Annotated in this window: 11 protein-coding genes and 1 other RNA gene; 6 read left to right on the forward strand and 6 right to left on the reverse strand. The window is 56.0% G+C overall.

Features of this window, described 5'->3' with window-relative positions:
• Positions 1-7: 7 nt before the first annotated feature.
• Positions 8-982, forward strand: coding sequence for a glutathione S-transferase family protein (locus LBW88_RS20190; protein ID WP_224933955.1), 975 nt, complete (start codon positions 8-10; stop codon positions 980-982).
• Between the two features lie 149 nt (positions 983-1,131).
• Here the strand turns inward: LBW88_RS20190 and mdtI are convergent, their stop codons facing one another.
• From mdtI to rsmI, 4 genes are all read right to left on the reverse strand, one after another.
• The gene (mdtI, locus tag LBW88_RS20195; RefSeq protein ID WP_224933956.1) at positions 1,132-1,461 is read right to left on the reverse strand and encodes a multidrug/spermidine efflux SMR transporter subunit MdtI; all 330 of its coding nucleotides are present in this window, start codon (positions 1,459-1,461) and stop codon (positions 1,132-1,134) included.
• The gene (mdtJ, locus tag LBW88_RS20200; RefSeq protein ID WP_224933957.1) at positions 1,448-1,798 is read right to left on the reverse strand and encodes a multidrug/spermidine efflux SMR transporter subunit MdtJ; all 351 of its coding nucleotides are present in this window, start codon (positions 1,796-1,798) and stop codon (positions 1,448-1,450) included. The genes mdtI and mdtJ overlap by 14 nt, the downstream gene beginning before the upstream one ends.
• Before the next feature lie 467 nt (positions 1,799-2,265).
• An RNA gene (rnpB, locus tag LBW88_RS20205) (RNase P RNA component class A) lies at positions 2,266-2,642 on the reverse strand.
• A 33-nt stretch (positions 2,643-2,675) separates the two neighbouring features.
• Positions 2,676-3,539, reverse strand: coding sequence for a 16S rRNA (cytidine(1402)-2'-O)-methyltransferase (gene rsmI, locus LBW88_RS20210; protein WP_224933958.1), 864 nt, complete (start codon positions 3,537-3,539; stop codon positions 2,676-2,678).
• A 62-nt stretch (positions 3,540-3,601) separates the two neighbouring features.
• On the opposite strand from rsmI, the gene LBW88_RS20215 reads away from it, so the two are divergent.
• Genes LBW88_RS20215 through dolP form a run of 4 tightly spaced genes read left to right on the forward strand, consistent with a single transcriptional unit; the run spans position 3,602 to position 7,213 of the window.
• Complete coding sequence (locus LBW88_RS20215; protein ID WP_224933959.1) at positions 3,602-5,671, forward strand: penicillin-binding protein activator; 2,070 nt, start codon at positions 3,602-3,604, stop codon at positions 5,669-5,671.
• Positions 5,629-6,024, forward strand: a complete 396-nt coding sequence (locus LBW88_RS20220; protein WP_224933960.1) for a YraN family protein — start codon at positions 5,629-5,631, stop codon at positions 6,022-6,024. The genes LBW88_RS20215 and LBW88_RS20220 overlap by 43 nt, the downstream gene beginning before the upstream one ends.
• A 14-nt stretch (positions 6,025-6,038) precedes the next feature.
• Positions 6,039-6,626, forward strand: a complete 588-nt coding sequence (gene diaA, locus LBW88_RS20225) for a DnaA initiator-associating protein DiaA (RefSeq protein ID WP_034829211.1) — start codon at positions 6,039-6,041, stop codon at positions 6,624-6,626.
• Positions 6,627-6,640: 14 nt separating this feature from the next.
• A complete protein-coding gene (gene dolP, locus LBW88_RS20230) occupies positions 6,641-7,213 on the forward strand; it encodes a division/outer membrane stress-associated lipid-binding lipoprotein (protein ID WP_034829213.1) in 573 nt (190 codons plus the stop codon).
• Between the two features lie 71 nt (positions 7,214-7,284).
• Here the strand turns inward: dolP and LBW88_RS20235 are convergent, their stop codons facing one another.
• Positions 7,285-7,986, reverse strand: coding sequence for a pirin family protein (locus tag LBW88_RS20235; protein ID WP_224933961.1), 702 nt, complete (start codon positions 7,984-7,986; stop codon positions 7,285-7,287).
• Between the two features lie 129 nt (positions 7,987-8,115).
• Between LBW88_RS20235 and LBW88_RS20240 the strand changes: the two genes are divergently transcribed.
• Positions 8,116-9,018, forward strand: coding sequence for a LysR family transcriptional regulator (locus LBW88_RS20240; RefSeq protein ID WP_034829216.1), 903 nt, complete (start codon positions 8,116-8,118; stop codon positions 9,016-9,018).
• Positions 9,019-9,148: 130 nt separating this feature from the next.
• Here LBW88_RS20240 and LBW88_RS20245 read toward each other — a convergent pair whose 3' ends face one another.
• Positions 9,149-11,059 (reverse strand): BglG family transcription antiterminator, encoded by a 1,911-nt coding sequence (locus LBW88_RS20245; protein WP_224933962.1) that lies wholly within the window; start codon positions 11,057-11,059, stop codon positions 9,149-9,151.
• Positions 11,060-11,081: the final 22 nt, after the last annotated feature.

Raw genomic sequence — 11,081 nt, forward strand, 5'->3', positions numbered from 1 at the left:
AGGGCTTATGGGACAACTGATTGACGGTGTATGGCATGACACCTGGTACGATACGAAGTCAACCGGTGGCCGCTTCAAACGCACAGAAGCAGTCTGGCGCAACTGGGTAACGGCGGATGGCAGCGCAGGCCCAACCGGCAATGCCGGCTTTGCTGCCGAGCGCGATCGCTATCATCTTTATGTTTCGCTTGCCTGTCCGTGGGCACATCGCACGCTGCTGATGCGCCAGCTCAAAGGGCTGGAGGAGATGATTTCGGTTTCGGTGGTGCATCCATTGATGCTGGAAAACGGCTGGACCTTTGACGACGATTTCCCGGATGCGACCGGTGATTCGCTGTACCAGAACGAATTCCTTTACCAGCTCTATCTGCACGCCGATCCGCAGTACACCGGCCGCGTGACCGTTCCAGTACTGTGGGACAAAACCCAGCACACCATCGTCAGTAATGAGTCCGCCGACATCATTCGTATGCTCAACACGGCGTTTGATGCACAGGGTGCCCGCGCCGGAGATTATTATCCGCCTGAGCTGCGTGACAAGATCGATGAGCTGAACGGCTGGATTTACGACACGGTGAACAATGGCGTGTACAAGAGTGGGTTTGCTACTTCACAGGCGGCTTATGATGAATCAGTCACGGCATTGTTCCACTCGCTGGCACGGCTTGAGCAGATTCTTGGCCAGCATCGCTATCTGACTGGCGATCACCTGACGGAAGCCGATCTGCGCTTGTGGACCACGCTGGTGCGATTCGATCCGGTGTATGTCACTCACTTTAAGTGCGACCGCCACCGTATCAGTGATTACCGCAATCTGAACGGCTTCCTGCGTGACATCTATCAAATGCCAGGCATCGCCGACACGGTGAATCTGCCGCATATTCGCCATCACTACTACTGCAGCCATAAAACCATTAACCCGAGCGGCGTGATTTCGCTGGGCCCGGCGTTTGACTGGGATGAGCCACACGGCCGCGGTTGAAGTTGGTGCGGATCTTTGCGTTCAACACACTCCTTTTTTTGAAGGAGTGTGTTGTGCAGAGTTTTACAGATGGAATACGAGGTGAAGCGGCTGATAGCCCATTTCTTCACGCGCGTTAACCGCTAAGAATCAGGTCAATGTGTCCAGTTTTAGGCAAACTTAATCAGCACCATCCCCGCAATCAGCAATCCTACCCCTAACCAGCCAATACGATTCAGACGCTGCCCAAACAGCACCCATCCGGCTGCCACTGTTGCCACCAGCCCAAAACCGCCCCACAGCGCATAGGCTACCGAGAGATCGATCCCTTTTACCGCCTGTGACAACGCACTGAACGCCCCCAGCACCGCGACCAGCGAGAGCACGCCGTAAATCGCACGGCGGAAACCATCAGAGTATTTGAGAAAGATATTCGCGATGATCTCTAGCCCAATCGACAATGCCAGCCAGGCAACGTGCACAGCATTAAAGGTGGCCATGTTGCGGCTCCTTACGTGTCAGCGTGCCAGATTTGATCAGCACAATCCCTGCCACCAGCGTGACTAAGCCCGCCACTTTCATCAGCGATAAGGTTTCGTCGAACAGCGTGACACTGAATAGGGTGATAAACAGAATGCCAATACCTTCCCACATCGCATAGGCCACGCCCAGGGCGATACGTTTGACGGCGAAAGACAGGAAAATATAAGAGAGCGCAATCATCACCAGCATAAAAATAAAACCCACGTTGTCGTCATTGACGCTGGACCATTTCATTGACAACGTGCCGGTTATTTCAGCCAGGATAGCTAAAATTAGTAAAAGCCAATAGCGCATACTTTCTCTCCTTAAGAGAAATAGAGAACTATCACGCGAAATAAACGCATGGGAAACTTTAAGAATATTTTTAAATAAGGAGAGGGTGACGCTAAAGCGCGAAGCGCCAGTGCTGATCGCAGATCGAGCAGTGGAAGTGCTGAGGAAGATAAATAGAGGTTGCCATCATTGGGGCGAGCATTTTTTCCATAATTTTACAACTTATCCACGTTGTTGCTTTTCGTCGATGTGGAAGAATAATTGTCCTCGGTAGTGAAACACGCGCCTATTCTGGCATAAGGATTATTTTGTTCCCCGGTATTTTCATTTCTTTACGCTGCGGCTTTTCTTATTCTCCGCGGGATAAAGTTTATTTTAATTTCCGATAAGCCGCATTCTTTTCATTGAAGGTGGAGTGGACAATCATTCTTCTCACTCCCGTACGCCAGATAGCAAAAACCCCGCCGAAGCGGGGTTTTCACCTGAAAAGTCGAAACTGACCGATAAGCCGGGTTCTGTCGTGGACAGTCATTCCTCTAGGCCAGCAATCGCTCACTGGCTCAAGCAGCCTACCCGGGTTCAGTACGGGCCGTACCTTGTGAACCCCTATTTGGCCTTGCTCCGGGTGGAGTTTACCGTGCCACGGACTGTTGCCAGCCGCGCGGTGCGCTCTTACCGCACCCTTTCACCCTTACCTGATCCCATTACTGGGCCATCGGCGGTTTGCTCTCTGTTGCACTGGTCGTAGGCTTGCGCCCCCCAGGCGTTACCTGGCACCCTGCCCTATGGAGCCCGGACTTTCCTCCCCTCTGCCCGTCTCCCCCGAAAGGGACGACGACAAAGCGGCGACTGTCTGGTCAGCTTCGGCGCGGGATAATAGGCGATCCGCCCGCGTTTGTCACGCCTCTTGCTGCTCTAGTGCGTACTTATACAGGGCGTTCTTCTTAACGCCATGAATTTCCGCTGTTAACGCTGCGGCTTTTTTCAGCGGCAATTCCGCTTGCAGCAACGCCAGCGTACGCAGCGCTTCGGCAGGCAACGCTTCTTCGTCGGCCTTGTGACCTTCAACAATCAGCACCATCTCGCCTTTACGACGGTTTTCATCTTCCAGCACCCAGGCCAGCAGCTCACCGACCGGCGCGCCCTGGATGGTTTCCCAGGTTTTGGTGATTTCGCGTGCCAGCACCACATAGCGTTCTGCGCCCCAGACGTTCACCATATCTTGCAGGCTATCGATCAAACGATGGGTTGATTCATAAAAAATGAGGGTACGCGGTTCATTCTCAAGGGAGCGCAGCACGTCGCAGCGGCCTTTACTTTTGGCGGGCAGAAATCCTTCGTAACAGAAACGATCGGACGGTAACCCCGCCGCGCTTAATGCTGTGATAGCCGCGCAGGCACCCGGCAACGGAACCACGCGCACACCTGCTTCACGGCAGCGACGCACCAGATGATAGCCCGGATCGTTGATTAACGGCGTGCCCGCATCTGAGACCAGCGCTATGCTCTGGCCTTCTTGCAGCTTGGCTAACAACACTTCTGCTTTCTGTTGTTCGTTGTGGTCGTGAAGTGCGAACAGTCGCGCATTGATGGCGAAATGTTGTAGCAACAGCCCGGTATGACGTGTATCTTCCGCTGCGACCAGATCGACGCTCGCAAGCACCGTCAACGCACGCTGCGTGATATCACCCAGGTTACCGATCGGGGTAGGAACGATATAGAGCGTGCTGGCAGAAATCTCTGCCCGATCGAGTTGTTTCATTGTTTCATCCGAATTGCCGATTTAATATTGAGCATCTAGAAAAAAACATCACTGGATACAGTATGCTTCCTTCAAAAGTCGTACGTCATAAAGCAGGACGCTTTGTGCCTGTTCTTCTCGCTGGACTGATTTTAGCCGCCTGTAGCGGACAGGGACCGCAGCAAACCTCCAACGTCAATATTCAGGGGCCTGCTACTGGCCGATCTGACTATTATCTGCAGCAGGTGCAGCAAAGCAGCGATGATAGCAAGACCGACTGGCAATTACTTGCCATCCGTGCCCTGTTGAAGGAAGGAAAGTATCCGCAGGCAAACGATCAGATCTCGCAACTGCCACAACAGCTCTCTGATGTGCAGCAGCAGGAACTGCAATTACTGCGCGCGCAGATGCAGATTGGTCAGCAAGATTTCGGCGGCGCTCAACAGACATTGGGTCAGGTGAAAACCGATGGCTTGTCTGAAGATCAGCAGGTGCGCTACTACGCACTGCAAATCGCTGCGGCGCAGAATCGCCCTTCGCTCGCGTTACTGCGCGCCTATATTGCTCAGGAGCCGCTGCTAAAAGGCCCCGACCACCAGAGCAATATTGACGCTACCTGGCAAGCCCTGACGCAAATGACGCAGGATCAGCTAAACAGCCTGGTGATTAACGCCAATGAAAACACCCTGCAGGGCTGGCTGGATCTGCTCAATACCTGGCATACCAACAGCCAGGATCCGCAGATGCTGAAAGCGGCGATCAAAGACTGGCAGACACGTTATCCGCAAAATCCGGGTGCGAAAACACTGCCAACGCAGCTTAGTCAGGTGCAAAACTTCACGAAGGCCTCAACCAGCACCATCGCGCTGCTGCTGCCATTGAATGGCCAGGCACAGGTTTTTGCCAACGCGATTCAAAAAGGCTTCAACGATGCCAAAAATGGCGTGTTAAATGCACCGCAGCCCGCGCCTGCTGCGCCAGCGGCAACCGACGCCAATGCTCAGCCGTCAGCACCACAGGCTGGCGACGCCAACGCGCAGCAGCCTGCCGATGCTAACACCGCTGCTAATACGGTTGTCAGCCCGGCCATGGCGGGCAATATGCCGCCGCAGACTGAACAGCCGCAGTCCGCCGCACAACCGGCGACCACTGCTGCTCAGCCAGACAGCAGCGCGCAAGTGAAAGTCTATGACACCAGCAGCCAGCCGATTGCCCAGGTGATGCAGCAGGCCCAGCAGGATGGCGCGACCATCGTGGTGGGTCCACTGCTGAAAAACGACGTGGAGTCGGTGGTGAATAGCCAGACGCCACTTAACGTGCTGGCGCTGAATGAGCCAGAACAGATCCAGAACCATCCGAATATTTGTTATTTTGCGCTTTCTCCTGAAGACGAAGCGCGCGATGCCGCGCACCATATCTACGAGCAGGGCAAACGCCAGCCATTACTGTTGGTACCGCGTAGCAGCTATGGCGATCGCGTCAGCAAGGCTTTTGCGCAGGAGTGGCAACAACTCGGCGGTTCCACCGTACTGCAACAGCGTTTTGGTGGCGTTTCCGAGCTGAAACAAGGTATTAATAGCGGAGCCGGTATCGCATTGAGTGGCACGCCGCTGACGGTTGAACAACCACAATCAGCCGGCGTGGCTGTTGCAGGCCTGACTATTCCGGCACCGCAAACCACCACGCCAGCGCCAACGGCCGATGCCAGCGGTGGCAGTGTGGATGCGGTGTACATCGTGGCCAGCCAGGATGAGCTGCAACTGATCAAGCCGATGATTGCGATGCGCACCAGCAGCCGCAACAACATCGCGCTGTACGCCAGCTCACGCAGCGCGCAGGCGGGTGCCGGTCCAGATTTCCGTCTGGAAATGGATGGCCTGCAGTTCAGTGATATTCCGCTGCTCTCCGGCAACAATCCGGGTCTGATGCAGCAGGCGGCGAAGTCGTTTAACAACGATTATTCGCTGGTTCGCCTCTACGCGATGGGCATTGATGCCTGGACGCTGGCGAATCACTTTAACCAGATGCGCCAGGTGCCTGGCTTTGCCATTGATGGCAACACCGGCAAGCTGAGCGCCGACACGGATTGCGTGATCAACAGGAAGTTGGCATGGAACCAGTATCGTCAGGGACAAATCGTTCCGGTGCAATAAACCGCCAGCGCATTGGCGCTGAGCAGGAGCAGCAGGCACGCCTCTATCTGGAGCGTGCCGGGCTGCGATGGATTGCCAGCAACGTGCGTTGCCGCAGCGGGGAAATTGACCTCATTATGCGAGACGCCGATTGCTGGGTGTTTGTTGAAGTGCGCTATCGACGCGATGCGCGCTACGGCGGTGCCGCCGCCAGCGTGACGCGCCAGAAACAACAAAAGCTGCTGCGCACCGCTGCATGGTGGTTGCTGGCACGCGGCGGCAGTTTTGATACGGTGAATTGCCGTTTTGACATCATTGCCATTACCGGGCGTGAGCTGGAATGGCTGCCCGATGCCTTTAATGCCGATGGATAGAACCAGGTGGTCTTGTGCAGGACAGAATTAAAGCGTGTTTTACCGAAAGTATTCAGACTCAAATCGCTGCTGCGGAGGCGCTGCCGGATGCGATTTCTCGCGCCGCTATGACGCTGGTGCAGTCGCTGCTGAACGGTAACAAAATCCTGAGTTGTGGTAACGGTGCTTCATCGGCCAATGCTCAGCATTTTGCCGCCAGTATGATTAACCGTTTTGAGACCGAGCGCCCCAGCCTGCCTGCGCTGGCACTGAGCGCCGATAATGTCATGCTGACGGCGATCGGCAACGATCGTCTCCACGATGAAGTTTATGCCAAGCAGGTTCGCGCGCTTGGTCAGGCCGGTGATGTGCTGCTGGCCATTTCAACCCGTGGCAACACCCGCGATATCGTTAAAGCGGTTGAAGCTGCGGTTACTCGCGATATGACTATCGTCGCGCTGACCGGCCATGATGGCGGTGAGCTGGCGGGCCTGTTGGGTCCGCACGATGTGGAAATTCGCATTCCATCACATCGCAGCGCACGCATTCAGGAAATGCATATGCTGACGCTGAACTGCCTGTGTGATTTGATTGATAACACTTTGTTCCCACACCAGGAATGACTGAAGGAGCTCAAATGAAAGCATTGAACGCTGTCGCCATTCTTTTAACCGCCATGATGCTGCAAGGCTGTGTTGCCGTTGTCGCTGGCGGCGCCGCTGTGGCGACCAAAACCGCAACTGACCCGCGCACCGTGGGTACGCAAGTGGATGATGGTACGCTGGAACTGCGTGTCAGTAACGCACTGGCTAAAGATGAACAAATCAAAAACCAGGCGCGCGTCGTGGTGACCGCTTATCAGGGCAAAGTGCTGCTGACTGGTCAATCGCCATCCGCTGATTTGGCCAGCCGCGCCAAGCAGATTGCGATGGGCGTGGATGGTGCCACCGAAGTGTATAACGAAATCCGTACCGGCCAGAAAGTGAGCCTCGGAACGTCATCATCGGATACCTGGATCACCACCAAAATCCGCTCACAGCTGCTGGGTAGCGATCAGGTGAAATCATCGAACGTGAAAGTGACCACGGAAAACGGTGAAGTGTTCCTGCTGGGTCTGGTGACACAACAGGAAGCGACGGCGGCCGCCGATGTGGCCAGCCGTGTGAGCGGTGTGAAACACGTGACTACCGCGTTCACCATCCTCAAGTAATCTGCATCTGACGGGCGCAGTCAATTGCGCCCCGACCACAGATCAGGGCAGCCTCAACGGGCTGCCTTTTTTTATGCCGGTAAATCGATCACCAGGGCACGCAGCGGCGTTTTCGCCTGCAACGTAATCTGATGTTCTTCACTTAAAAACGCACCATCGCCGCAGCTCAGCAACTCCTGGTTGGCACTGCTTGCCTGCAGATCTAACGAGCCGTGGATCGATTGCAGATAGGCGCGAGGGCCATTCAGCTTCACCGTATGCTGTTCACCCGGCGCCAGGATGACCTGATGCACCCAGACTTGCTGACGCAGCTGCAGGCTGCCGTCAACGCCGTCTGGCGAGGCCAGCAAGAAGCGAGTTTCCTGCGGCACAGCGATTTTCTGCAGCAGCGGGTTTTCACGTTCCGGGCAGGCCGCCAGCCATAGCTGCATACGCGTCAACGGGCGATCTTTGCTGATGTTGATTTCGCTGTAGTTCACACCCTGGCGCGCCGAGAGTAGCATGGCTTCGCCTTCCCGCGCGATCAGGTGATTACCCTCGCTGTCGCGGTACTCCGCTTCACCCTGCAGGACCAGGTTCAGCACATCCACCTGCGGATAGCTGCGCGGCTGAAACGCCGCACCCGGCGCCAGCACTTCCTGATTGAGCACACGCAATGAAGCGTAGCCCATCAATTTCGGGTCAAAATAGTGGCCAAAAGAGAAGCTGTATCGCGCCTGCAACCAACCGAAATCGGCCTGGCCACATGCGGACGCGCAGCGGGTTGTCATCATGATTTACCTCCGACGCACTGCGGTGAGATTCGACCACAGGCTTTATACGTTCATGGTAAAAGGCTGGACGCCGGATTGTTAGCCAGTTAATCTGCCTGGCATATTCAAATTTACTGACAGAGAACCGGCATGGCAAAAGACCGCGCGTTAACCCTCGAAGCTTTACGTGTGATGGATGCTATCGATCGTCGTGGTAGCTTTGCTGCGGCAGCCGATGAACTGGGCCGCGTTCCCTCTGCATTGAGCTACACCATGCAGAAGCTGGAAGAGGAACTGGACGTGGTGCTGTTCGACCGCTCCGGTCATCGCACCAAGTTCACTAACGTCGGACGCATGCTGCTGGAGCGTGGGCGTGTGCTGCTGGAAGCGGCCGATAAGCTCACCACCGATGCCGAAGCGCTGGCACGCGGCTGGGAAACCCATCTCACCATCGTGGCCGAAGCGCTGATCCCCACCAATCTGCTGTTTCCTGTCGTTGAAAAACTGGCTGAGAAAGCCAACACGCAGATTTCGCTGGTGACAGAAGTGCTGGCCGGTGCCTGGGAGCGTCTGGAGCAGGGCCGCGCCGATATCGTGATTGCACCTGATATGCATTTCCGTGCATCGACCGAAATCAATACGCGCAAGCTTTACAGCATCATGAGCGTCTACGTTGCCAGTCCGGATCACCCAATTCATCAGGAAGCCGAGCCGCTGTCGGAAGTGACGCGCGTGAAGTATCGCGGCATTGCGGTGGCGGATACCGCGCGCGAACGCCCGGTGTTAACGGTGCAGCTGCTGGATAAACAGCAGCGCCTGACGGTAAGCAGCATGGACGATAAACGCCGTGCCCTGCTGGCAGGATTAGGTGTCGCCACCATGCCCTATCCGATGGTGGAACAGGATATCGCCGAAGGTCGTCTGCGTGTGGTGAGTGCCGAATACACCCGTGAAGTGGATATTATTATGGCGTGGCGCCGCGACAGCATGGGTGAAGCCAAGGCGTGGTGTTTGCGTGAGATCCCGCGACTGCTGGCGAAGCAGCGCGGTTGATTAAATCCAGGTCGGCATAAATGCCAACCCTACGCCGAACATCGTAGTGGCGGCATTCCTGCCAAACATTGTAATACGCAATCCATATCGGACATTGTAGGGGCGGCATTCATGCCGCCCTGGTTTACGATCACATCCGACTCAGACAATCGATCGCCACCGCTTTAAAGCTGACGAAATCCCCGCAGTCGCGCAGTCGGGTCATCGCCCTCTCGCGCAGGAAGGTAACGAAAAGATCGTAGATCGCCATCGCCTCTTCGTATTCGCTTTTGCTGATCGCCAGCAGGAAAATCACCGAAGCGGTTTCATCCCCCCAACTCACGCCATGCGGCGCCAGCACGGTATAGACCACGGTTTTCTTCGCCAACAGTCCCAGTGAGTGCGGCAGCGCAATGCCTTCGCCGAGCATAGTGCTGACGATGGCTTCACGCTCTTCCACTGAAGGATAAAACTCCGCATCCACAAAGCCCTCGGACTCCAGCTGATCGCACAGCACGCGGAACAGCGCCGATTGCGTCATCGGCTTATCCAGCACCATAAAGTGCTGCGCGTCGAAGTACTTTTCCAGCATGTAAGGCCGCGTGCGATCCACCAGCACCAGCTTGCCCAATTGCTCCAGCTGGAATTCGGTGGGGAACGGAGACATCACCGCAACCGGCTTATTCTTTTCGCTCAAACGTACGGTGGAAATCACGAAATCTTCGTCGATGTGTTCGCGCATCTCGTAATCACGCTGCGACAAACGCGCCGTGACCACCAGCTGCGGGTATTTGCGCAGCAGCAGCGCTTCAATCATGCGCAGCGTGGAGTTGCCGCTGTCGCACACCAACAGCACCTGAGGATGGCGTTGATAGCCGACATCGTAATGCCGCTCCAGCCCGACACCGATATGCAGCACCAGAAAACCGATTTCGTTCTCGCTGATGCTGTACGGCGTGTACTTGCCCCAGCTGGTCACCGCCGCCAGCGTGACGTCATACGCCATCGGATAGTGCTGTTTGATGTTACCAAGCAGCGGATTGGGAATGTGAATCTGGTAGCGCACCCGGGTAATCATGGTTTTGATGTGGGTGAGCAGATCGGCCCGCAGCTGTTCATCCTGCTGCAAGCGGTAGTTGTAGTGGGTGTTGATGTAGTTCAGCAGATAATCGACCAGCGCGTCGGCGTCATCGGCATTGATGGCGCTGGGGGCCAGTGCCTGAATCTGTCGTGCGGCGATATTCACGCGCAGCCAGTTCTCTTCTGCCTGCGAAATCGGTTTGCCGACCAGCGGTTGCATCAAGCTCACCAGATGATGTGCGGCTTCGCGCACCTCGTCACCGACATCTTCCGCGCCAGGATCGTTGAGCGGGAAACCTTCGCTGATGCGCCGCACCGCCACCGCACAGTAAATTTGCAGATAGCGCTCGCCCTCATCGCTGAGGCGAATCGCGTACTGATTGAAACAGTGCTGCAGCAGCGGTTCCAGCTGCGCCAAAATGCCGCTGTGCAGCGCTTCCACCGTCAGCAGCGGGCTGTCTGGCATCTCCTGATCGATCTGCCACAGCAAGTCTGTCAGGCAGGTGCGAATCGCCGCCTCGCTGCCAAACAATTTCATGCCGTAATGGGGTTTGGTTTCGATATTCAGATGATAGCGGCCGAGCCATTCCCGCACTTCCGCCATGTCACTTTGCAAAGTGGCGCGACTGACAAACCACTCTTCAGACAGGTCTTCCAGCTTGAGGGAAAAGGCGGCGGTGAGAAAACGCGTGAGCAGATAGCGCACCCGATCCTGCGAGGTACGAGGCACACGCAGCGGTGCGGTGCTCTCTTCCTGCAACCGGTCGAAGCGCGCCACATCGTCAATCTTGAGTTGATACCCCGCGCCGCGTGCCAGCACGAACTGAGCGCCGTGTTGCTCCAGCAGCGCATTCAGCGCGGTGATATCGGTGCGCACCGTGCGCGTTGAAACTGAAAAGCGGCGCGCCAGTTCATCCTGTGGCAGCGTTTCATTTTGCAGCGCAGCGAAAAGTTGGGCCAGACGCTGATTGGGAAATCTCACGGAGCTTCACCTGTGACTCGTT

Source organism: Pantoea sp. alder81, assembly GCF_020179835.1.
Lineage (GTDB): Bacteria > Pseudomonadota > Gammaproteobacteria > Enterobacterales > Enterobacteriaceae > Pantoea.

Bases quoted from the DNA above. Each gene is read 5' to 3' on its own strand.
- LBW88_RS20190 (WP_224933955.1), top strand. From the start codon at position 8: ATGGGACAACTGATTGACGGTGTATGGCATGACACCTGGTACGATACG.
- mdtI (WP_224933956.1), bottom strand. From the start codon at position 1,461: ATGGCCACCTTTAATGCTGTGCACGTTGCCTGGCTGGCATTGTCGATT.
- mdtJ (WP_224933957.1), bottom strand. From the start codon at position 1,798: ATGCGCTATTGGCTTTTACTAATTTTAGCTATCCTGGCTGAAATAACC.
- rsmI (WP_224933958.1), bottom strand. From the start codon at position 3,539: ATGAAACAACTCGATCGGGCAGAGATTTCTGCCAGCACGCTCTATATC.
- LBW88_RS20215 (WP_224933959.1), top strand. From the start codon at position 3,602: ATGCTTCCTTCAAAAGTCGTACGTCATAAAGCAGGACGCTTTGTGCCT.
- LBW88_RS20220 (WP_224933960.1), top strand. From the start codon at position 5,629: ATGGAACCAGTATCGTCAGGGACAAATCGTTCCGGTGCAATAAACCGC.
- dolP (WP_034829213.1), top strand. From the start codon at position 6,641: ATGAAAGCATTGAACGCTGTCGCCATTCTTTTAACCGCCATGATGCTG.
- LBW88_RS20235 (WP_224933961.1), bottom strand. From the start codon at position 7,986: ATGATGACAACCCGCTGCGCGTCCGCATGTGGCCAGGCCGATTTCGGT.
- LBW88_RS20240 (WP_034829216.1), top strand. From the start codon at position 8,116: ATGGCAAAAGACCGCGCGTTAACCCTCGAAGCTTTACGTGTGATGGAT.